Source organism: Rhizobium sp. SYY.PMSO, assembly GCF_046840415.1.
Classification (GTDB): domain Bacteria; phylum Pseudomonadota; class Alphaproteobacteria; order Rhizobiales; family Rhizobiaceae; genus Rhizobium.
Map to the genome: position 1 here is coordinate 1,230,834 of NZ_CP177350.1, position 21,553 is coordinate 1,252,386.

Below are 21,553 nucleotides of genomic sequence, written 5' to 3' on the forward strand. Positions count from 1 at the left end.
AGCCATGTCCCCGACATCGTCCAAAGCATCAGCCGCATCGGCTCCAGTTACGCTTGCCGGCTGCACGTTTGCCGATCTCAAATTTGAAAATGCCGATCAGCCGCACAGAATTTTCCTTTATCGCCCCAGCAAGGACGCTCCGCCGGAGGGGTGGCCGATCCTGTATCTGACGGATGGAAACGCCTGTTTCGCGACGGCCGTCGATGCGCTGAAGGTGCAGGCGAGCTATCCGGGCGGGACCAATGTCGGCGAAGGCGTGATCGTCGCCATCGGCTATCCGACGAACGAGCCGTATGACCCGCTTCGCCGCTCCTGGGATCTCAGCCCGCCGCCCGGGCGGGTCTATCCCCCGTTCTATCCCGACACGCCGGATGTCAGGACAGGCGGCGCCGAACAGTTCCTGGCGCTGATCGAGGATGAGCTGAAACCCTGGATCGAGCAGCAGATCCCGGTCGACCGGTCGCGCCAGACATTCTTCGGCCACTCGTTCGGCGGCCTTCTCGCGCTCCACGCGCTGTTCACAAGACCAACGGCCTTCAACCGCTGGATTTCGGCAAGCCCCGCAATCTACTGGGAAGAGGCTTGCATTCTTTCGACGGAGAGCGAATTCCTGAGCAGGCATCCGGGTCCCCTCGATATCGAACTGCATCTTTCCGCCGGACAATATGAAGGCGAGACACTTGCGCCCTTCCACAAGGGCACGCCCGATGAGCAGAAGCGACAGGAACGCGCAAAGGAGACGCGCACGGTGGAACTCGCGCGCGAGATGGCGCAGAGATGGGCAAAGCTGGCCTCGTCGGCAGATTCCGTCACCTTTGAGGAATACCCCGGAGAGAACCATATGTCGGTCCTTCCGGTCGCCTTGAACAGGGCCGTGCAAATCGCATTCCGCGGATCAAAATAACTTAAACTCATAGGCTTGCAGATGGAGGCGCCGCACGCGCTCCGTCTTTCGCGCCATCGCTGCGAAAGACGGCGTTTAACGTGGATTCCTCCCCTCTTCCGGCCCGTCGCCGGCAGCAAATTAACCGTTGGTTAACCATAATCACCTTTATTCGGCACATCGAATACAATGACTTGATTCCCGGAACCGGCGCGCAATTTGCCGATAAATGTGACCACACACGATTGTCGCGATCCCAAAAGATGCACTCTAAAAGAACGATAGCGCTGATTAGCCTGGCCTGCCTGGCAACCGGTTGCACGACAACCGGCCAGGTCCATCAGTCGATCGGCGTGGAAACCGTCTCCAGCGACAAGGCGCTGGCGTTTCCGCCTCCCGGCGGACCGGCGATCGTCAATATCGTCGAGCGCAGGCACGCCAAGGACGTGGAACAGACGATCTCGCTCTTCACCTCGTCTTCGGTTCCCGGCCAGAATTTTCTCAAGGTGCAGTTTCTTGGCATAACCGGCTCGAATCCCGGACTTGGCAGCAGGCCGTTCGATACGATCAACGAGCGCGTGATCGCTCGCGAAATGGCGTCGGCCATTCCTGGCGTGCGGCTCGCCCGCTCGGCAATTCTCGTTCAGAACAGCTACGGCCCGTTCGGCTACGCCTCCGGCCAGAGCAGGACAGGCGATACCTGCCTCTATGCCTGGCAACAGGTGAAAGCCGGCTTCGCCCCGTCTCAGGAGCAACGCAATTTCGGCATGGTTCAGGTCCGCATCCGGCTCTGCGATGCCCGCGCGACGGAGCGACAGTTGCTGGGCACCGTCTATGGCTATACGATCGCCGGTCACTTTGCCGGCGCCGCATTGAACCCGTTCGGCGGGCCGCGCAGCGCCAATGCCGTACTCGGAAAGCCGGGCGAAATGATCTATCCCGATATGGCGCCTTATCGCACGGCGCCAATCGATATCGGATACCAGAACCGCCCGGTCGTAACCCGGCCAGTCGTCGTCCGCAGACCGGCCGTCGTCCAGCCGCAGCCACAGGTCCAGCCTGCCTTGCCGCCCATGATCGGGCCACGCGTCCCTTTGCCGGATGGACCGAACGAGTCGTCCCAGACGAATGGTGCAGGCGGAGGCACCTCCATGGCGGCGCAGCCGCCACTTGCGAAGACAGCCAGCAATATCATCGTGCCTTTACCTGACTGTAACGGAGAAGCTGCCATATTCGGAGCGTGCCGCTAAGCGGGACCGCTTCGGTGCGCCAGGATGGCGCGCTGGCAATACCTTTGAAGGGACATCGATGCACACAGCACGCAGCATCTTGATATGGGCCGTGATAGCGCTGTGCGGTATCGTACTGATCACGCTGCCGGTCAACCTTCAAACCCAGCTGATTGCCAGCACGGTGGTCGTCACAATGATGGCGATCATCAAAATCCTCAAGCGGCAAGGCACCTGGCGATTGGTCGCCCTTGCCTTTGGCACTGCCATCGTGCTGCGCTACGTCTACTGGCGCACATCGTACACGCTGCCGCCGGTCAACCAGCCGGAAAACTTCATACCCGGGCTGCTGCTCTATCTCGCCGAAATGTACAACGTGGCGATGCTGATGCTCAGCCTTTTCATCGTCGCCACCCCTCTGCCCTCGCGCACCACCCGCACGTCCGAGACGAAGCATTTCCCGACGGTCGACGTCTTCGTGCCGTCCTATAACGAAGATACCAACCTGCTTGCCAACACGCTCGCCTCCGCCAAGGCGATGGACTATCCGGCTCACAAGCTCAAGGTCTGGCTGCTCGACGACGGCGGCACCGCGCAGAAGCGCAATTCGACCAAGGTTCTGGAATCGCAGGCCGCCATCGCGCGGCACAATGAGCTCAAGCATCTCTGCGCTGAGCTTGAGGTCGAGTACCTGACGCGCGAGCGCAATGAGCATGCCAAGGCGGGCAATCTCAACAATGGACTGGAGCATTCGAGCGGCGAACTGATCGCGGTCTTCGACGCCGACCATGCACCCGCGCGCGATTTCCTGCGCGAAACCGTCGGTTATTTCGAGGACGACCCGAAGCTTTTTCTCGTGCAGACGCCGCATTTCTTCATCAATCCGGATCCGCTGGAGCGCAACCTGCGCACCTTCGATAACATGCCGAGCGAGAACGAGATGTTCTACGGCATCATTCAGCGCGGCCTGGACAAGTGGAACGCCGCCTTCTTCTGCGGGTCTGCCGCCGTCCTCAGCCGCAGGGCACTGGAATCGCAAAACGGCTTCAGCGGCATCAGCATCACTGAAGACTGCGAAACCGCGCTGGCGCTTCACGGAGCCGGCTGGAACAGCATCTATGTCGACAAGCCGCTGATTGCCGGCCTGCAACCGGCGACCTTCGCCAGCTTCATCGGCCAGCGCAGCCGCTGGGCGCAGGGCATGATGCAGATCCTGCGCTTCCGCTTCCCTCTTCTGAAACGTGGCCTCACGCTGCCGCAGCGCCTTTGCTACATGTCTTCGACACTGTTCTGGCTGTTTCCGTTTCCGCGCGTCATATTCCTGTTCGCGCCGCTCTTCTATCTGTTCTTCGATCTTGAGATCTTTACGGCCTCTGGCAGCGAGTTCCTTGCCTATACGCTTGCCTACATGCTCGTGAACCTGATGATGCAGAACTACCTTTATGGCTCGTTCCGCTGGCCCTGGGTTTCCGAGCTCTATGAATACGTGCAGACGGTCCATCTATTGCCCGCCGTGGTTTCCGTCATGCTCAATCCCCGCAAGCCGACCTTCAAGGTCACGGCCAAGGACGAGTCGATCGCCGTCAGCCGGCTTTCGGAAATCAGCCGTCCGTTTTTCGTCATCTTCGCCGTTCAGATCATCGCGCTGGCAGTCACCATATACCGCGTCTATGCGGAGCCGTATAAAGCCGATGTTACGCTCGTCGTCGGCGGCTGGAACATCATCAACCTCATCCTTTCCGGCTGCGCGCTCGGCGTCGTCTCGGAACGCGGGGAGCGTGCCTCCTCACGGCGCGTCAGGGTCGATCGGCGCAGCGAGTTCGGGATCGACGGCCGCTGGAATTCGGCGTCCATCGAGGATGTTTCCGTCCACGGCGCCAGGTTGAATGTCTTCAACAAGGATATGGAGGCGATCAAGATCGGCCGGGAAGCCACCATACGCTTCCAGCCCTATAGCGGCGCCGAGATGGTGACGCTGTCGGTCGTCGTCCGCAATATCGAGCAGATGGGAGACATCACTGCCATCGGCTGCCAATACATCCCAAAGGGCGCTGCCGACCATCGACTGATTGCCGATCTCGTCTTTGCCAATTCCGATCAATGGACGAAGTTCCAGCAGGCGCGACGCCGCAACCCCGGCATCATCCGCGGCACCATCTGGTTCCTGAGCCTGTCGCTTTATCAGACCAGCCGCGGCCTGATCTATCTTTTCAGGGGTGTCGGCTCGGAACGCGCCCAGCAGCGGCAGGACGCGAAGGCGAGAAGCTGATGAACCGCATCCTTCCTGCTCTGATTTTTCTCCTTGCCGCCGCTGCCGCGCAGGCGCAGACGACGCCTTTCGACATGTCGGGCGAACGGCCGAAAGGCGAGCCGCCCATCGTGCCGCAGATCATCGCACCGCAGACGACGACGCAGCCTGTCGTTCCCCAGACGACATCGCCTTTGGCGACGAAACCGCCGCCCATGACGCCGCAAACAGTCACCCCGCAAACCAGCGTGCCCGCTACCCCGGCCCAAGAGCCTGCACAAGCGGCACAAAAGACGCAGACGGCCGCGTCCGGATTGCGCCGTTATGTCGTTCCCTTTGCAAAATTGCGGCTTGAGGGCGAAGCCGACCGCAAGTCCTGGTCCATCTATCTGACACCTGAGCAGGCAGCCGCGCCGGCGAAGTTCAACTTTGCCTATCAGAACGCGGTCCTCGTCGCTCCCGAAGCATCGCAGCTCACGGTTCTCCTCAACGATCGCGTGGTGCACCAGCAGCAGATCGGCTCTTCCGACAACGAGTCCGATATCAGCTTTGACATCCCGCGAGGGCTTCTGCAGCCGGGCGCAAACCTGCTCACCTTCGAGGCAACGCAACGTCATCGTGTCGATTGCGACATCCCCTCGACCTACGAACTCTGGTCGGATATCGATCCTGCAAGAACCTATCTGAGCTTTGCAGGCCGCGATGCGGAAAAACTGTCGACCACGGACGCGATCCGCGCAATCGGCGTCAACGATGCCGGCAAAACCCAATTCAATCTGGTCGTGCCTGCATTGGCGCAGCCCGGAACGACCAAGCCGATCCTGCGCCTTGCGCAAGGGCTGGCGCTGCTCAGCGGAATGCCGAACGAGACCTTTTCGTTCGGCACGGACTCGCTGCCGCCCCCTGGCCCGGGCAAAATGACCGTTGTCGTCGGCACGCCTGCAGAGCTGCAGCCCGTATTTGCCGTTCCCGCCTCGGCTCAAAGCGGGGCGCTGGCGACTTTTGCGACCGATCCTCACAACGGCCAGCAGTTGCTGCTCGTCAGCGGCCCCTCCTGGCAGGCGATCTCCTCTGCGATCGACATGGTCGTGTCCCCGACCGACCGCGATCCCAATACGCGGCGCGATCTGCTGGTGACACAACGCTGGAGCGCGCCGGATGCGCCGCTGATCTATTCCGGCACCAGCCTTTCCTTCGAACAGCTGGGCGTAAGGACCACGGAATTCTCCGGGCGGCGTTTCCGCACCAGTTTCAACGTGGCGATCCCGTCCGACTTTTATGCGAACGCCTATGGCGAAGCCACCATCCTGCTCGACGCGGCCTACGCCAAGGATGTACGGCCGGGGAGCCACATCGACGTCTATGTCAACGGCAGCATCGCCACGACGAAACCGATCACGGGGACCGGCGGCGGCATTTTCCGGCAATTGCCCATCCGCATCACCATGCGTCATTTCAAGCCGGGGCTGAATACGATCGCGCTCGAGGCCATGCTGATGACGGATGAGGATTCCGCCTGCGCGCCCGCTGCGACATCCAGCACGACGCCTCGCTTCGCGTTGTTCGATACCAGCCGGTTCCGCGTTCCGGATTTTGCCAGGGTCGCGCAGCGCCCCAACCTCGCCGCCTTTGCCGGGACCGGCTATCCCTATAATCGGGAAACCGATCCGACCGCTCTTTTCATCGATCGCGCAGATGCCGATACCTTGTCCGCGACCGCGACCCTACTCGGTCAAATGGCACTTGTCGCCGGCCGCCCCATCACTTTGGAGCCGACCGCCTCGCCGAGTACCGTCGGCACCCGCAACGCGTTGTTCATAGGCTCCGTGTCGCAACTGCCGTCGACCATCCTGACGCAGATGAACATCACGGCATCGAGCCAGGTTGCCTGGCGCCCGCCCGCTCCGGGTCAGGGAGGCGCGCCGGAAGCCTCGGTGACGATTGCCGATTGGCGCTCCCGCATCAGCGGCGGATTGCTGCAGGGACAGATGGAGCGGTTCCAGCAATGGATGCATCGCAATTTCGATATCACGTTGAGTTCGCTGCGCTTCATACCCAGCTCCGAGCAGGTGTTCACGCCGTCGAACGCCAACACTTTCCTGATCGCACAGGAAGCCAACCCCACCAATGACGCAACCTGGACCGTCGTGACGGCGCCGAGCTCCGGAGACCTGCGCTCAGGCGTCGAGGCCATGACGGAGCAAAGCACCTGGCAGCAGATCAGCGGCCGGATCACGGTCTATTCCGGCAAGACCGGCAAGATCGATACCGTCCCGGTCACTCGCTTCGCCTTCGTCGTGTCGCAGCCCTGGTCGCTGACCAATTATCGCCTGATTGCCGCGAACTGGCTTTCCAGCAACATATTGTCCTATGCGCTCCTGTTCGTCGCCGGCTCTTTCCTGCTCGGCGTCAGCACCGCGAGCGTTCTCTCCAAGATCGGCAGGCGCGAATGAGGCTCCTACGCTCCATTCTTGCGATCTGCAGCGCCACCGCGCTGATGGTGGCCCAGCCGGCCATCGCTCAGCGCACGGCACTCGATCCCCAGGCATGGACGGCCTATAAGGCGAAATTCCTCGATGCGAACGGCCGCATCATCGACAACGGCAACAGCGGCATCAGCCATAGCGAGGGGCAAGGTTACGGTCTGCTGCTCGCCTATCTCGCCAACAACCAGGCCGATTTCGAGCAGATCTGGTACTTCACCCGCACCGAGCTTTTGTTGCGCGACGACGGGCTTGCCGTCTGGAAATGGGACCCGGCCGTCACGCCGCATGTCACGGATACGAATAATGCGTCGGATGGCGATCTCTTGATTGCCTACGCGCTGGCGCTGGCAGGATCGGCCTGGAGCAAAAAGGATTACTTGCAGGCCGCCGCACACATGGCGAAGGCGATCCTGTTGCATGTGGTCATCGATGCCGGCGGCCGAACGCTGCTCATGCCCGGCGTCGATGGCTACAACTCGCCGGGTCGCAAGGACGGCCCTGTCGTCAATCCGTCCTATTGGATCTTCGAGGCAATCCCCGTCATGGCGCTGCTTGCCCCATCCGATCGCTGGCAGAAACTGAGCGACGACGGACTTGCCCTGCTGCGTTCGGCTCAGTTCGGGCCGCGCAGACTTCCGGCCGATTGGGTCAGCCTCAAGGCCAAGCCGGCGCCCGCCGATGGGTTCGACGCGGAGTTCGGCTATAATGCCGTCAGAATCCCGCTTTATCTGGCGCGCGCCGACATCGGCGACAAGACTCTGCTCGCACGCCTGCAGCGAGGCATGACCGTCGAGGGGGACGAGCCGGCAACGATAGACCTGGTCACAGGCAAGCCGAAAGACCTGCTTTCCGACCCCGGTTATAGAATTGTTAACGATGTTGTGGCGTGTGTGGTGAGCGGAACGAAACTATCCGCTTCGGTTCGGCAGTTCGCACCATCGCTTTACTATCCGGCCACGTTGCAGCTGTTGAGCCTGGCTTTCGTCACGGAGAAACATCCGGAGTGTTTATAAAGTCCACCTTGATAATGGCTTTTGTGGCCGTCGCCGTGGCGGGGTTTACGCTCGCGACCAAGGATCACGAATCGCCGGAAGACAAGATCAAGCTGGCAAAATCCAGACGCCTCGATCCACAGATCACGCTCGCCTCCGATACCACGCAGGGTAATGGCTTGGGTCAGCCGATCGATCTGCAGGCGCTTGCCGATCACATACAGGCAACCGCGCCATCGGCAGTCCTCTCCGATCCGCCCGACACGCCATCCTCAGGTCCCGACGCATCCGATTCCTTAGCGCAGGCCGCGCCGCAACAGACCCAGGCGCAGCCGAGCGCACAATCGCCATCGCAGCAGCCCGCACCGGCGCAAGCCGCCAACAATCAGCCCAAGGTGGATGAAAGCGCATTGCGCTATTTCGCCAGCCGAGGCGACAAAGCGCGGCTTCAGGCTGAGATTTCCCGGCTACAGACGCTCTATCCAAACTGGACGCCGCCTGCCGACCCGCTGGCCATCCCGCAAAACAGCGACAAGCAGCTCGAGGCCATGTGGCAGCTTTATTCGGAAGGCCACTATGCCGAGGTCCGCAAGGCAATTGCAGACCGGCAAGCAGCCGAAGCCGGCTGGCAGGCACCCGCGGATCTTCTGGAGCGTCTCGACATCGCGGAGGCGCGCACCCGCCTCATCAACGCCTCCGATCTCAAACAATATGCGACGGTTATCGAGATCGGCGCCAAGACGCCGAGCCTGCTTACCTGCAGCGATATCGACATCCTGTGGCGGGTGGCGGAAGCCTTCATCCGTACGGATCGCGCGGCACGCGGCCAGGATGCCTACAAATATATTCTGAAGACCTGCACCAACCCGCAGGAAAGGCTTGCAACCATCCAGAAAGCCTCCGCCCTTCTGCCCTATCAGCCGATGCAGGATCTTCTTGCTCTCGAAAAGCCGGATGGCAACGGCGGGCGGGAGTTCGACAGCATCAGGACCGATCTTGCCCGCCGCTTCGTGGCCCAGGGCAATGACGATCCGAAACTGACGGTTTCGCCGGATTATCTCTCGCAGGTCGAACGTGCCGCGCGCAGCCAGGGTCTCGCCTCCGATGATTCGCTTCTCGGCTGGTACTATCTGCGCCGCGGCAACTATGGCGATGCCGGGCAATGGTTCAAAGCCGCACATGACAAGGAAGATTCCGCAACGATCTCGCAGGGTCTGGCCCTGGTGCTGATTGCAAACCACAAGCCGCAGGAGGCCGAAGACGCCATGTACAAATGGCGCGACGAATCGAAAGATGCGATGGCGACCTATCTCGCGGCGACGGCCAATCTGATGGCCCTGCAACCGCCCGCCAATCTGAGCGAGGACGTTCTCGCCCGCATCGCCGCCGAGGTGGTAAAGCAGAAATACGTGCCAACGGCGCAGCAGTTCGGATGGTTTGCCCGTTCGATGAACCAGCCGCTGGCGGCAGCCCGGTGGTTCGAAACGGCTCTGCGCTGGAAGCCTGATGACGAGCCTTCCGCCTACGGGCTGGCCATTACGCGCAATCAGCTGAACGATCGTCAGGGCGTCGCCGAGGTCCAGCGGCTCTGGGCCGGCCGCTCCCCGCGCATCGCCGCCCTTGGCGAGCGGACGCCGCGCACACCCGTTTCCGCGCCGCTGCCCTCCCCCAATCAGGCTGCACAGTCAACGCCCCAGCTGATGCCTCAAACGGAACCGCAGATGGTGCAGCCGGGGACGCTTGAGACCGCGCCGCCCGTGGCTTCCCAAGCCGCGCCGCAGCCTCCGGTGGCGCAACCCTACGGCAACGCACAGATCGCCGCACAGCCGGTCGCGCCCGGTCGCCGTGCTCCTTCGCCGCAATATGCCGAGCCAGAAACCCGGATCCGGACGACGACCCGCTCGGCTCGGCAACCGGCCGGCTGTACCACCACTGCCAATGCAGAGCTGCTGACGCCGGGCAATGCCCTGGCGCGTGGCTGGTGCCTGATGAACCTCAATCGGCCGATGGAAGCGGTGGAAGCCTTTGGCGTCGCTTTGAACAATAGCGATCCCAAGTCGCGCGAAGAGGCCGCCTACGGTCAAAGCCTCGCCTATCTGCGCGCCGGCCTTGCCAACAACGCTGCCGTTGCCGCGACGAAGGCGCCGATGAACCATCAGCGCGCGGCTGAGCTGCAGGTGGCCATATTGGCCGATCGCGCACTCTCGGCGTTTTCCAGCAAGCGCTATCAGGAAACGCTGCTCTATCTCGACCAGCGCGCACAGCTGCAGCAGGAGCGCGTCGACCTCATGGTGTTGCGCGGATACTGCTACCTTAATCTCAAAATGTACGACGATGCCGAGCGCATCTTCACCGCCGTTGCCGCAACTGGCAATCGCGACGGCAGCCGCGGCTTGCGGGACCTCATGCTGGCCACCCATCCGCAGCCGGGAGACTATTGAGACTAAAGGCAGTCGCGCAAACGATCTTCCCGAATACCGAAGGTGGCGTCGGCTATTTCCGCGACCGGTATATGGCGCTCGACTTCGATAATCCCCGGGCTTGGCGGCCTTTGTATCGCTCAGAGAATGCTTTCGCATTCTCTCCAGAGACTCGACACGAACTCATCGGGATGCGACCAGTCTTCCGACAGCTCAATTCGCGTCTTTGACTGTTTGGCGGCGACCAGGAAATGAAGCAGCGCCGCATCGGCCTCCGTTTCTCCTTTTATCGCATGCGTGCACTGGATGACGGCTTGCTTGTAGAAATCGTCTTTCGGTCCGGGCCATCTCTCAAGCAGAAATTCGGCCGCCTCCCGAACATTGTTGAGCTGTGCTTTCTTGTGACCTGAAATTTGTATCGTAACGGTCCTTGACCAAAGATCATTCCGCATTTCCCGCAGCCCCCGCCAGAATTCATCGAATTGATGATCCCATCCGCTTGCGCCAGGCTTACCCCCCGGGAAGCAGGACGGCTTCACGTCCGCCGGGGCTGCGAAGGCTCAGCAGCGTGGCTTTTCGGGCAAATCACGCCACTCCGGCGATCGTGGCGACATGCAACCCATCAGCCGATCGGCCAATGGGCCGGCCAGGGGCGCGCCGAGCGCGAACAATTCGGAACAACCGGGCCGAAGCGGACGTTTGGATATCACCCACACGATGAGGAGTATTTTCCATGCGTCACGTTATCGGCTTCGCGAAAAAGATCTCAGAGCAACCGTTTCACATCGTAGAGACTGACAGTCAATCGCCTCCGTTCGCAGTTGGGCAAGCCGTGAAAATCGAAGCGGCAGGCGGGTGGTTTCAGATCTACCAGATCGGAACCCGGGTCTATCCGACTGAACTCTACACGACCTTGATCGTTGGGGACCTGCCGCCCGCCGGAGTGCTCAGCGATGGCGAAGATTGGTCGAACGCTTATGATTGGACTGACACGCCGTCGTGACCTCCCGATGCGCCGGAGGCCTTGCCCGTCTCGCTTCCCCTTACGACGGCTTATGAAGACCTGCACACCGTATAGCGGGCGATATCGCAGGAACGCGGGCGATGATCGATCGTGGCCTCCAAGGTCCTCGTCCGAATTAAAAAAGTTAAATGCATGCGCGTCGCAAAAAGGTCCACAATGGCCTCTCTCGTGCCGGAGATTTTCGACCATGAACGACGTGCCTAACTTTTCTCCAGTCTGCGTTGTCCAGAATCAGACTGGAGAAACCAGGACCGTAGGATCGCCCGCGGAAGCCTGGAAGACGCTTCTTGACGATTGGCCTTCGGATGAAGGGGATTGCTTCCTCTCCGCACTTCTCATTTGCATCGACGTCCAGAACGGCGAACGGGCGCCTGAAGAGGCGCGCGTGGCCTTTATAGCGGCGGCGGTCGAAGCCGGAGTTCCTTTGTTGTCGTGAGCATATCGCTTCCGCCAAAGGCCCGCTCCCAGGAACATTCCAATCAGCGGCACGTTGACGGTGGGAAGGAGAACGCTCATGGCCCAATGGTGGAGTAAGCCCGTCATCGTCGAGACACGAAAGACGGGCGATCGACTGGTGATATCGAATGCGGAACGCGCGACCGAATACATGCTCAACGAGTGGCCGACGCTTGAGGACGGCCAAGCCTATAAGGCTGGGATGAAAGCGCTGCTGGCAGCCCACAACGGAAAGATCGACGCGGAGGAAGCCAAGGAGGCATTCATTGCCGCGCTGAAGGAAGGCGACATCTATATCTTTGACGAGTGACGCGACGCCGGCCGCGCCGGCTGGGCTTGGCAGCGAATTTCCGCCTTCAGCCGCCTAACAGTTCCTCATAAGGGCTGGTCTTGAGCGGGCTGCCGCTCTCCAACTGCAATATGTTCATTTCATCCGACGTACCTCTGCGGAGACCGGTGCCTCCGCAGGGAGCATCGCATGGCATGGTCGAGACAAGAGGCGCGTCAGCGTCACGCCGTGGCCCCGACCGTGCGATCCGAAAAGGCATCGCCCGCCTCCTGCCAGTTTCGAAGCAGCGCAAACAGCTCCTCGCGGTCCTTTTCATCAAGTCGCGGCAGCCCCGGAACACGCACGGGACCGACATTCAGGCCGGAATAGGTGACCGCTTCCTTGACGACGGTGACGTTTGCACCGTTGCGGAACTTGGTGCGCATGCGCTCGAACGGTTCCAGCCTATTGACGATGCCGCGGGCGGCGGCAAAGTCGGCTCCTGCCAAGGCGGCATGGACGGCCAGCGACAGTTTCGGCGCCACGTTGACGAGACCGGAAGTGAAGCCCCGTCCGCCGGCTGCGGCAAACGTCGGAGCCCAGCTTTCGGCCAAACCACAGACGAACAATGCACCATTCGGATCGGAAGCAGCGATCGCCCGTGAAAACAGCATCAGATCGGTTGTCGCAAACTTGATGCCGGCAATGTTGCCATGGCCGGCCAGACGAACCATGTCGTCGACGCTGAAGCCCTCGGCACGGACATAGGCGACGAGCGGCAGAGGCGAGGCTTCCGCCAGATCACGGAAATAGTCGATCTGCGATGCGGGTGCCGCGAAAGGGTCTACCGGCTGGTGCGACATCACGGCCGACGCCCCCATCGAGGCGGCATCACGGGCCATGCGAATTGCCTCGCGCAGAGAACGGCCGATTGCCGCCGTTACCGGCGCCTTGCCATCGACGCCTGTTATGGCAACTTCATGGACCTGGCGAATTTCCTCGGGAGTGAGCGCATAGAACTCACCGGTATTGCCTGCCGCAACGATATTGTGAATGCCGGCGGCGGCCACCCGCCGGTAGACTTGAGCGGTCACGCGCGGCTCCACTTCGCCATTTCCATCATAAGCCGTTATCGGCACGCCGGATACACCAGCCAGTGCCTGCCGCATGGTCTCAATGCTCATCCTTATCCCCTTACTCTCATTCGCTTGTCGAAACATAGCGAGGACACTGAATCTCACCCAACACCCTGGAACATGCGGGCACGCGCATTCAATATGTGTCGTTTCATGGCGTCGTGTGCTTCGATTTCTTGACGCGCAAAGATCGCCTGCACGATGACCGCATGCTCGTCCTGAACGCTGCGGATCTGCTCGGGCGTCCGCTTGAGACTGAGGCTGCGGGTCACGGAATGGCCGATGGCGAAATGCGGACTGAACAGGTCGCGTGTCGTGATATGAAACTGATTGCCCGTCGCAACGGCAATTGCATCGTGCAATTCGCGATCTTCCTCAGCGCCAAGCCGACCTTCGCGGAGACATTGTTCGAGCGTCTGGAGTGCCGTCATAATCCGATCCTGGTCGGCCGGCTGCCAATTGCGTGCTGCAAGCTCGGCTGCCTCGGCTTCAAGTCCGGCGCGAAATTCGAAGAAACGCTGAACGTCGGCCAGCGAACCGACCGGAACCATCTGCAGGATCGAGGAATCAGGCTTTTGTCGCACATAGGAACCGGATCCCTTGCGCGAGACGATCAAGCCATCCGCGCGCAGTCGCTCCAGAGCGTCGCGAACCACAGGCCGCGACGCGCCGAATATCTCCGCAAGCTTGGCTTCCGCGGGCAGCCGTTCGTTTACCGGAAACTTTCCATCCGCGATCATGGCGACAATCCTCTCATAGATAATGTCGCCGAAGCGGGTACCGGAGTCGTTGGCTGCAGGGAAGTTCATCGTTGCCGTTCCCGAATGTGACGACCGACCGTCAAGCGCATTTCGTGGTGCAGCAGGGGATATAACGGATCTGTAAAAATCTGTCAAATCCAGTTATTATGTGATATGCCGTCGAGGACCTGATCCTCTCGCGCGCCACGCGATGCGGCGCGGTTTCCGACCTGCGGCCCTTGCCGTGCCGCATCCATGACCCCGACAGGAGAGTAACGCGAAGCTCTATCGCGACAGGGCGGACCTTTGCCCGCCCCTTCTTTCTCAGAGGAAGTATCCTGCGACCGGATTTTCGCTCATTCGACGCGTGCTGAACCCGGATTGCCAAAATCCTCCCGTCGCGGCGTGCGAGGCACCATGCGTCCGATCACGAGAACCAGAAGCACCGCTACCAGCAGGCAGGCGGCAAGGAAGAACATCGGTGCGATGGTGCTTCCGGTCGAATCCTTGATCCAGGGAACGACGTTTTGAGCGATAAAGCCGCCAAGGTTTCCGACGGAGTTGATTGCCGCAAGCCCCGCGGCAGCGCCGGCTCCCTGCAGGAAGCGCGACGGCAGGCTCCAGAAGACCGGCTGGCCCGCAAAGATGCCGGCAGCAGCGATGCAGAGGAAGGCAAATTGTAGCGTATGGCCGGGAATGACCGCGGACAGCACCAGACTTACGGCGCCGACCAGCGCGGGGATGACGATATAGGGCGTCTTGGACTCCGCCTTGTCCGCAGCCGCCGGCACCGCGTAAAGGGCTATGGCGACGAGCAGCCATGGAATGATATTCAGGAAGCCGTTCGTGGTGTTGCTGACACCGAAATTCTGCACGATCGTCGGCAGCCAGTAGCTGAGCCCATAGGCCGCAAGCGGAAAGCCGATATAGCAAAGCGCCATCAGCAGCACGCGCGGATTGATCAATGCGCGAAAACCGTCGGCGGCGCTTTTCTCCATGTCCGAATTTTCAGCCGCAAGCCGATCCCTTAGCCAGCCCTTCTCCGTATCGTCGAGAAAGGTAGCCTTGGTCGGCAGATCGGGCAGGTAAAACAGCGTGACGAAGCCGGCAAGTATGGCCGGTATGCCGGTGACGAGAAAAACCCATTGCCAGCCGGCGATGCCATAAAGCCCATTCAAATCCAGCAGCGTGCCGCCAAGCGGGGCGCCGATCGCGTTGGCGAAAGCGCTGAAAATCATGAAGAGCCCGACCATCGTGCCGCGATAGGCGGATGGATACCAAAGTGTCAGAAGATAGAGAACACCGGGAAAAAAGCCGGCTTCGCATGCCCCGAGCAGGAAGCGAAGAATATAGAACATGGTCGCATTCTGCGTATAAGCCAGCGCGACCGTGACCGCTCCCCACGATATCAGGATGCGCGCGAACCATTTGCTGGCGCCGAATCGGTCGAGGAGCAGATTGCTCGGCACCTCGAAGATGAAATAGCCGATAAAGAACAGCGAAGCGCCGAGACCATAAGCATACTCGCTCATGCCCAGATCGCCGACCATCTCGAGCTTCGCGTAACTGACGTTCTGGCGATCGATATAAGCGATCAGGTAAAGGATTCCCAGAAAAGGCATAAGCCTCCAGGTGATCTTGGATATAAGCTGCTTTTCATCGACCACGCCTCTTCCTCCCTGAAAGACGATCCTGATTGACGTAGATAGCGCAACTCAGCGTTTATCAATGCAGACGGCGATGGAAAGCGTGCGATGCGGAAATCAGGGCTGTTCAGACGCGCGTTGTCGTCCGCACACATAGCCGGCCGCACGGTCCGGCATATTCTTATAATTGCTTTCTGCCGCAGCGATATGCAAACAATAATTGCATTTTGTTAACTTTTCATTTGCCATTTCGGTTGCAGAACTGTTAACGTTTCTTCCAGCGGTTTCGTCATGATGGCGACCATCGATTCCGGTGACACCGCTTAATTTCCTTTCAAGTTCATTTCGTTGCCCGCCAAATCCTTGCTGGAATTGGCGTGGGCATATCCGACTTTGCTTCTCTCAGGGTTCACCATGACCAGCATTTTGACCAACACATCGGCGATGGCTGCTCTTCAAACGCTTCGCACCGTAAACTCGGGACTCGAGCAAACCCAGCAACAGGTCAGCTCGGGTCTGAGAATTCAAAAATCCGCCGACAATGCGGCCTATTGGTCCATCGCCACGACGATGCGATCCGACAGGTCGGCCGTTTCCGCCGTCTCCGATGCGATCGGGCTTGGACAGGCCAAGGTCGACACGGCCTATGACGGCCTTGACGCGGTGCATGACATCCTCGCCAAATTCAAGGAAAAGCTTGTTACCGCGACTGAAACCAGCGCCGACAAGGACAAAATTCAGCAAGAGCTGGATCAGTACAAACAGCAGGTTCTTGGGATCGCATATTCCAGTTCCTTCAATGGACAAAACTGGCTCGTTACCGACGTCCCCGACATTTATGACGTCAGCGCGAACAGCGATACGGTCGCCTCTTCATTCGTCAGAGACGCCAACGGCAATGTCGCCGTCAACACGGCAGGCATGCACTTGTCCGAGACCTCGCTGTTCAACAGCACCGGTGGCGGCATTCTCCAGAAAGACGGGCGTGACGCGGGATCGATCGGCGGCATCCGCTATTGGGCAAGCTGGCAGAACGGCTCCGCCGTTGAGACGGGTTGGTGGCCCTACAACCAGAGCACCGGCGCGAAAGCCAGCTTCGATTTCACATTTTCAGGGCCTCTTACCTTCGATGACGTGTCGGACCAGATCAGTTTCGACGTGACCGTGGACGCAGACAACCCGGCCGACGGCATTACGCCGCCCTACAGCGCGGGAAAGACAACGACGGTCGCAATCGACCGATCGACCGTCGATGCCGTCAACGTTTCCTGGAACGGCGTGATATCGAGCTACACGCAATATCAGCAGGTGTTGAGCTACGCGCTTGCGCAGGCCAATACCGGCGCCGCTGCGACGACATATCGCGACAGCAACAATCAACCCATCATCAATAGAATCGGCATCTATACTCTGCAGGACCGCTCGACCGGACTGAACGGCTCGTATGTGCAAGTCAGCAACTTTACCAGCAATGTCGGGTCTGGCGGCCTTGGTAATGCCTCGGATTACGGTTTGCGCGGATCGAAGCTGACGCTGAATTTTACGCCGTTTCAGGATTACAAGGACGGCAACGACGCAGACGGGATCACCATCAGCTTCGACTTCTCCATCAACGGCGCCGCGCCCAAGACCTACACATTCAATCGTACTTACGTGAACGACCTGCTGGGTGTCGAAAATGGAAAAGTCGAAACGTCGGAGCAAATGGCGACACTTCTCAAGTCGCTGATGTCAGCTGATTGGCCGACCCTCAAGATCGACGCCGACAGCCCCTCGTCGGTTATCGTTCAATCGGATCCGGCACTTGACCGGCTGGCCGGCGCCGGTACGGGCGTCACCTTCTCCAATTTCCATGTTAGTAACGAGCCGTTGCCGACGATCAATTTCATGGATATCGATATCGCCAGCAATCCGGACAAAGTAAGAGATTATCTCGATTACATCGAATCCGTCAGCCAGCGCGTGATATCAGGCGCATCCCAGGTCGGAAGCCTTCAAAAGCGGCTCGACTATCAGGCAAACTTCACGGCCAGCCTTATGAACAATATTGACAGCGGCGTCGGAAAGCTGGTGGACGCGGACATGGAAAAGGCATCCGCCAAGCTCGCTGCGCAGCAGACGCAGCAACAACTGGCCATTCAGTCGCTTTCCATTGCCAATTCCAGCGCACAGAACATCATGGCGCTGTTCCGATAGATCTGGGCAAGCGTCAAGCGACGCGTTCGAACCGCGTGCGGATATGCTCGATATAATGCTGGCCCGGCGAAGGCGCCTTGACCATGGCAAGCGCCGCTTTCCGCGGAACGCCGGCGAACTGGCGTTCTTCCCCGTTTCTGAAACGGATGTACAATCGCCCGTCTTCCGGCCGGAAAAAGACGGACTTGATGATCTTTGACGAAACCGAAAGCTCTTGCATGGCTCACCTCACCTTCATCCGGTTCTTCTCATAGAAAACCAAAAGATGGGTGAAATGACCTAGTTAACGAAGCATAGAGGCGCATCGGCAGATTTTAGCGACCGCGCTCTACGCCGCCGACCTTTCGGAAGGCATCTCCTGCACGTTCACAGGCCGCGTATTTCGCGCTTGCCGGTATCAGCGATCTCGATCCCCACCCTCGCAACCATTGCACAAATGATCGGGGATATTGCAGACTACACCACAGCCACATCGAGACAATGCGAGGAGCTTCCGTGTTCGACCTCATCATCCGCCGCGCCAATCTGCCCGATGGCCGCAAGGGCATCGATATCGCGGTCAAGGATGGCCGCATCGCGGCCGTGGAGGCTTCCATCGCCGCCGAGGCGAAAGAGGAAATCGACGCCACCAACCGGCTGGTGAGCCCACCCTTCGTCGATCCGCATTTTCATATGGACGCCACGCTTTCGCTCGGTCTGCCGCGCATGAACATTTCCGGCACTCTTCTCGAAGGTATCGCGCTTTGGGGAGAATTGCGTCCCATCGTCACGAAAGAAGAGCTCGTCGAGCGTGCGCTGCGCTACTGCGATCTTGCCGTGACGCAAGGCTTGCTGTTTATCCGCAGCCATGTCGATACGTCCGATCCCCGGCTGGTGACGGCCGAGGCGCTTCTGGAGGTGAAGGAAAGGGTCAAGCCCTATATCGACCTGCAGCTCGTCGCCTTCCCGCAGGATGGCTATTACCGCGCCAGAGATGGTGTCGCCTCGCTCGTACGGGCACTCGACATGGGCGTCGACATCGTCGGTGGTATCCCGCATTTCGAACGGACCATGGAGGAAGGCAAGGCCTCGGTCGAGGCACTGTGCAGGATTGCCGCCGATCGCGGCCTGCCCGTCGATATGCATTGCGACGAGACCGACGATCCCATGTCTCGCCACATCGAGACGCTGGCGGCGGAGACCATACGCTTCGGACTACAAGGCCGTGTTGCCGGCTCGCATCTGACCTCGATGCACTCGATGGACAACTACTACGTTTCCAAGCTCATCCCCCTTATGGCGGAAGCACGGATCAACGTTATTCCCAATCCGCTGATCAACATCATGCTGCAAGGTCGGCACGACACCTATCCCAAGCGCCGTGGCATGACCCGCGTACGCGAACTCATGGATGCCGGGCTCAATGTGTCGTTCGGCCATGACTGCGTGATGGACCCCTGGTATTCGATGGGCTCTGGCGACATGCTCGAAGTCGGCCATATGGCGATTCATGTCGCGCAGATGGCCGGCATCGAAGACAAGAAGAAGATCTTCGACGCATTGACTATCAACTCCGCCAGAACGCTCGGCCTTGAGGGCTATGGGTTGGAAAAGGGCTGCAATGCCGATCTGGTGGTCTTGCAAGCTGTCGACACGCTCGAGGCGCTGCGGCTGAAACCCAACCGTCTTGCCGTCATCAAGCGCGGCAAGGTGATCGCCCGCTCCGCGCCGCGCATCGGCGAACTCTTCCTCGATGGAAGACCGGCACGGATAGACGGCGGACTCGACTACGTGCCCACACAGAAATAGCGGAATAGTTCTTTCCTCGCGGCTCGCCGGCCGATCTATAACCCCAGCGCGACGCGTCGAAATGCTCGCGCAGAGAATCCATGCTGTCGCCCGGCCGACATGATGGGATCAACAACGATTTGGCTGCGATCCTGAAAAGGATCGAAGTCTTTCGGAAAGCTGACCGATATGAGCTGTCAGCCCTGCTTGATCGCCGTCATGTTAAGATGCCAAGGCTCGCTGTCGTTGCCGGAAAACTGTCGCGCAATCCCCACGAACCCGCAGCGACGCAGGAGTTCAGCGAGCGTCCTTTCGGTGTAGCCCCAACGATGCGCATCTTCGCGATTTCCACCGCGGCTTTCGTCCCGCCAGCCGAAGAATCCGGCATAAGCATGCATCTGCTGATCGGCGAAATGGCTCTGGGCCGTGCCCAGAAGTTGTCGCGCATGGAACTCCAGATCGGGCACGACGACATTCAATGATCCACCCGGCATGAGCAGGCTGAACCAACGGGCGATAGCCGCTTGTGCGTCGTTTGGGTCGAGATGCTCCAGCATATGTCGCGTATATATTTCCGACACGGAGCCATCCGCCACCGTGGAAATCTCCCACGCGTTCGAAACGATATCGACGCCTTCGGCTGGGCGGACATCCACACTCAGAAATCCAGGGCGCTTTTTTGAACCTGCGCCGACGTTCAATCTAATTTCTGTCATGCGAATCCCCGTTTGCCGTTTCGACAATCGTTATAATTAAGTCTGTTATCCTGACAAGAAACTGGAAGCTGATTGAGAGCCGACGGGCCGAGGGCAACCAAAAATAGCCTCTTTCGATAGATGCCGTTGAACTCTGCTTCCGAACTCTTATTGCCCGTAGCTGGTATCAACCTCGCAGAGAGTGCCGTCTTTCAGATCCATGACATAGATAAGAGCGGTCGAGTTTTCGCCCCAGACCCGATACGTCGGCTGCGTAACCGCCCAGACCGCCGCTACCCGGCTTCGGCAATTCTCATGGCATGATTGAATCACGCAAAAGCAGTCGGCGGAACTCACATGCAAGGCATGCTTGCGAATGCGGTCGTTTGTCACAGACCTAGCTGACGGACTGAAATAAACTCAGCTTTACAACTAACATGTCAGCATGATACGCACTGACCTCATAAGATCGGGAGGATCGGATGAGAGAGAGTTTTGGCCTGTCGGCCGCCCTGGCAACACCCTTTGACACCAATGGCGGCATCGCGATCCCGGGCGTGATCGAACAGGCGAAGCACTGCCTTGCCAACGGCTGCAAAAGCGTCACGCTCTTCGGCACGACGGGCGAAGGTGCATCCATCGGCATGCAGGAGCGCCAGCAGGTGCTCGCCGCGATGATGAAGGCCGGCATCGCCCCGTCTCAGATCGTCATGGGCGTCTTGGTCGATGCCGCCGAGGATGCCGCAGCGCAGGCGGGGCAAGCCCTTGCCCAGGGCGTCAGGAACATCCTTCTTGCTCCGCCGTCCTATTTCAAGAATGTCAGCGACGATGGTCTCTTCAAGTGGTTTGCGGCCGTCTTCACCATGCTGGGAACGCATGCTCGCGACGTGATCGTCTACAATATTCCCTCGGTGACGATGGTGCCGCTCTCCATCTCGCTTGTCGGCCGTTTGCGCGCCGCTTTTCCCGATATCGTCGTCGGCGTCAAGGATTCCTCCGGCGACTGGCCTTATACCGAGGAACTTCTGAAAACCCATGGCGATCTCGTCATTCTGATCGGCGACGAGCGGCATCTGGCACGCGGGGTACGGCTCGGTGGACAGGGCGCCATTTCAGGCATGGCAAATCTTCTTCCCCGCGAAGTCCAAGCCATGGCGGAGGAGGGAATCGATGACCTCAATGTCGAGCGTTTCGTCGATCAGCTGCTGAATTATCCCGTCATCCCCTCGATCAAGGCAATTCTCGCCCGTCTGACCGAGGATGACAGCTGGCTTGCCGTGCGCCCGCCTCTCGTGCCAATGAACAGACAAGATTCTGACACGCTCTTTGCTGCCTTCAGCGCGTTGTTCCGCGCCAGGGCGGCTTGA

General features: G+C 59.8%; 17 protein-coding genes and 2 pseudogenes. 13 read left to right on the forward strand and 6 right to left on the reverse strand.

Annotated elements, in window-relative coordinates; genetic code table 11:
• Positions 1–4: 4 nt before the first annotated feature.
• From ACJJVH_RS23970 to ACJJVH_RS23995, 6 genes are all read left to right on the forward strand, one after another.
• Entirely contained in the window at positions 5–904 is a 900-nt protein-coding gene (locus ACJJVH_RS23970) for an alpha/beta hydrolase (protein ID WP_412065343.1), read from the forward strand.
• 242 nt (positions 905–1,146) lie between these two features.
• On the forward strand, positions 1,147–2,133 hold the full coding sequence (bcsN, locus tag ACJJVH_RS23975; protein WP_113393540.1) for a cellulose biosynthesis protein BcsN: 987 nt from the start codon (positions 1,147–1,149) through the stop codon (positions 2,131–2,133).
• A gap of 58 nt (positions 2,134–2,191) precedes the next feature.
• Entirely contained in the window at positions 2,192–4,381 is a 2,190-nt protein-coding gene (gene bcsA, locus ACJJVH_RS23980; protein WP_113360253.1) for a UDP-forming cellulose synthase catalytic subunit, read from the forward strand.
• Complete coding sequence (locus tag ACJJVH_RS23985) at positions 4,381–6,813, forward strand: cellulose biosynthesis cyclic di-GMP-binding regulatory protein BcsB (RefSeq protein ID WP_412065344.1); 2,433 nt, start codon at positions 4,381–4,383, stop codon at positions 6,811–6,813. The genes bcsA and ACJJVH_RS23985 overlap by 1 nt, the downstream gene beginning before the upstream one ends.
• Positions 6,810–7,859 carry a glycosyl hydrolase family 8 gene (locus tag ACJJVH_RS23990; RefSeq protein ID WP_112802056.1) on the forward strand — a complete coding sequence of 350 codons (1,050 nt, stop codon included), beginning with the start codon at positions 6,810–6,812 and terminating at the stop codon, positions 7,857–7,859. Before ACJJVH_RS23985 ends, ACJJVH_RS23990 begins: the two co-directional genes overlap by 4 nt.
• The gene (locus tag ACJJVH_RS23995; RefSeq protein WP_412065345.1) at positions 7,850–10,279 is read left to right on the forward strand and encodes a cellulose synthase; all 2,430 of its coding nucleotides are present in this window, start codon (positions 7,850–7,852) and stop codon (positions 10,277–10,279) included. Before ACJJVH_RS23990 ends, ACJJVH_RS23995 begins: the two co-directional genes overlap by 10 nt.
• 119 nt (positions 10,280–10,398) lie before the next feature.
• Here the strand turns inward: ACJJVH_RS23995 and ACJJVH_RS24000 are convergent, their stop codons facing one another.
• A complete protein-coding gene (locus ACJJVH_RS24000) occupies positions 10,399–10,797 on the reverse strand; it encodes a DUF982 domain-containing protein (protein ID WP_412065346.1) in 399 nt (132 codons plus the stop codon).
• A 194-nt stretch (positions 10,798–10,991) separates the two neighbouring features.
• On the opposite strand from ACJJVH_RS24000, the gene ACJJVH_RS24005 reads away from it, so the two are divergent.
• The 3 genes from ACJJVH_RS24005 (at position 10,992) to ACJJVH_RS24015 (ending at position 12,048) form a co-directional block, all read left to right on the forward strand.
• Positions 10,992–11,261 (forward strand): hypothetical protein, encoded by a 270-nt coding sequence (locus tag ACJJVH_RS24005; RefSeq protein ID WP_112802059.1) that lies wholly within the window; start codon positions 10,992–10,994, stop codon positions 11,259–11,261.
• A gap of 208 nt (positions 11,262–11,469) precedes the next feature.
• The gene (locus ACJJVH_RS24010; RefSeq protein ID WP_113372099.1) at positions 11,470–11,718 is read left to right on the forward strand and encodes a DUF982 domain-containing protein; all 249 of its coding nucleotides are present in this window, start codon (positions 11,470–11,472) and stop codon (positions 11,716–11,718) included.
• Between the two features lie 78 nt (positions 11,719–11,796).
• Positions 11,797–12,048 carry a DUF982 domain-containing protein gene (locus tag ACJJVH_RS24015; RefSeq protein WP_112802063.1) on the forward strand — a complete coding sequence of 84 codons (252 nt, stop codon included), beginning with the start codon at positions 11,797–11,799 and terminating at the stop codon, positions 12,046–12,048.
• A gap of 200 nt (positions 12,049–12,248) precedes the next feature.
• Here the strand turns inward: ACJJVH_RS24015 and ACJJVH_RS24020 are convergent, their stop codons facing one another.
• The 3 genes from ACJJVH_RS24020 to ACJJVH_RS24030 all read right to left on the reverse strand — a co-directional run bounded on the left by ACJJVH_RS24020 (position 12,249) and on the right by ACJJVH_RS24030 (position 15,549).
• Positions 12,249–13,190 (reverse strand): dihydrodipicolinate synthase family protein, encoded by a 942-nt coding sequence (locus ACJJVH_RS24020; protein WP_412065347.1) that lies wholly within the window; start codon positions 13,188–13,190, stop codon positions 12,249–12,251.
• A gap of 53 nt (positions 13,191–13,243) precedes the next feature.
• Positions 13,244–13,951 carry a FadR/GntR family transcriptional regulator gene (locus ACJJVH_RS24025; protein ID WP_412065348.1) on the reverse strand — a complete coding sequence of 236 codons (708 nt, stop codon included), beginning with the start codon at positions 13,949–13,951 and terminating at the stop codon, positions 13,244–13,246.
• Positions 13,952–14,238: 287 nt separating this feature from the next.
• Positions 14,239–15,549 (reverse strand): MFS transporter, encoded by a 1,311-nt coding sequence (locus ACJJVH_RS24030; RefSeq protein ID WP_412065349.1) that lies wholly within the window; start codon positions 15,547–15,549, stop codon positions 14,239–14,241.
• Positions 15,550–15,972: 423 nt separating this feature from the next.
• On the opposite strand from ACJJVH_RS24030, the pseudogene ACJJVH_RS24035 reads away from it, so the two are divergent.
• Together ACJJVH_RS24035 and ACJJVH_RS24040 are read left to right on the forward strand one after the other, a co-directional pair.
• Positions 15,973–16,284: pseudogene (locus ACJJVH_RS24035) on the forward strand (hypothetical protein); the annotation flags it as partial.
• A 1,176-nt stretch (positions 16,285–17,460) separates the two neighbouring features.
• Positions 17,461–17,724 (forward strand): annotated as a pseudogene (locus ACJJVH_RS24040) (flagellin); the annotation flags it as partial.
• A 13-nt stretch (positions 17,725–17,737) separates the two neighbouring features.
• Here the strand turns inward: ACJJVH_RS24040 and ACJJVH_RS24045 are convergent.
• Positions 17,738–17,944 (reverse strand): KTSC domain-containing protein, encoded by a 207-nt coding sequence (locus ACJJVH_RS24045; RefSeq protein ID WP_112802070.1) that lies wholly within the window; start codon positions 17,942–17,944, stop codon positions 17,738–17,740.
• 275 nt (positions 17,945–18,219) lie between these two features.
• Here ACJJVH_RS24045 and ACJJVH_RS24050 point away from each other — a divergent pair, with 275 nt between their 5' ends.
• Positions 18,220–19,512, forward strand: a complete 1,293-nt coding sequence (locus tag ACJJVH_RS24050) for an amidohydrolase family protein (protein ID WP_412065350.1) — start codon at positions 18,220–18,222, stop codon at positions 19,510–19,512.
• Positions 19,513–19,688: 176 nt separating this feature from the next.
• Here ACJJVH_RS24050 and ACJJVH_RS24055 read toward each other — a convergent pair whose 3' ends face one another.
• On the reverse strand, positions 19,689–20,192 hold the full coding sequence (locus ACJJVH_RS24055; protein WP_412065351.1) for a class I SAM-dependent methyltransferase: 504 nt from the start codon (positions 20,190–20,192) through the stop codon (positions 19,689–19,691).
• Between the two features lie 476 nt (positions 20,193–20,668).
• Here ACJJVH_RS24055 and ACJJVH_RS24060 point away from each other — a divergent pair, with 476 nt between their 5' ends.
• On the forward strand, positions 20,669–21,553 hold the full coding sequence (locus ACJJVH_RS24060; protein WP_113360957.1) for a dihydrodipicolinate synthase family protein: 885 nt from the start codon (positions 20,669–20,671) through the stop codon (positions 21,551–21,553).

Excerpts from the sequence above, each read along its gene's own strand:
- ACJJVH_RS23970 (WP_412065343.1), top strand. The coding sequence starts at position 5 with ATGTCCCCGACATCGTCCAAAGCATCAGCCGCATCGGCTCCAGTTACG.
- bcsN (WP_113393540.1), top strand. The coding sequence starts at position 1,147 with ATGCACTCTAAAAGAACGATAGCGCTGATTAGCCTGGCCTGCCTGGCA.
- bcsA (WP_113360253.1), top strand. The coding sequence starts at position 2,192 with ATGCACACAGCACGCAGCATCTTGATATGGGCCGTGATAGCGCTGTGC.
- ACJJVH_RS23985 (WP_412065344.1), top strand. The coding sequence starts at position 4,381 with ATGAACCGCATCCTTCCTGCTCTGATTTTTCTCCTTGCCGCCGCTGCC.
- ACJJVH_RS23990 (WP_112802056.1), top strand. The coding sequence starts at position 6,810 with ATGAGGCTCCTACGCTCCATTCTTGCGATCTGCAGCGCCACCGCGCTG.
- ACJJVH_RS24005 (WP_112802059.1), top strand. The coding sequence starts at position 10,992 with ATGCGTCACGTTATCGGCTTCGCGAAAAAGATCTCAGAGCAACCGTTT.
- ACJJVH_RS24010 (WP_113372099.1), top strand. The coding sequence starts at position 11,470 with ATGAACGACGTGCCTAACTTTTCTCCAGTCTGCGTTGTCCAGAATCAG.
- ACJJVH_RS24015 (WP_112802063.1), top strand. The coding sequence starts at position 11,797 with ATGGCCCAATGGTGGAGTAAGCCCGTCATCGTCGAGACACGAAAGACG.
- ACJJVH_RS24020 (WP_412065347.1), bottom strand. The coding sequence starts at position 13,190 with ATGAGCATTGAGACCATGCGGCAGGCACTGGCTGGTGTATCCGGCGTG.
- ACJJVH_RS24025 (WP_412065348.1), bottom strand. The coding sequence starts at position 13,951 with ATGAACTTCCCTGCAGCCAACGACTCCGGTACCCGCTTCGGCGACATT.
- ACJJVH_RS24045 (WP_112802070.1), bottom strand. The coding sequence starts at position 17,944 with ATGCAAGAGCTTTCGGTTTCGTCAAAGATCATCAAGTCCGTCTTTTTC.
- ACJJVH_RS24060 (WP_113360957.1), top strand. The coding sequence starts at position 20,669 with ATGAGAGAGAGTTTTGGCCTGTCGGCCGCCCTGGCAACACCCTTTGAC.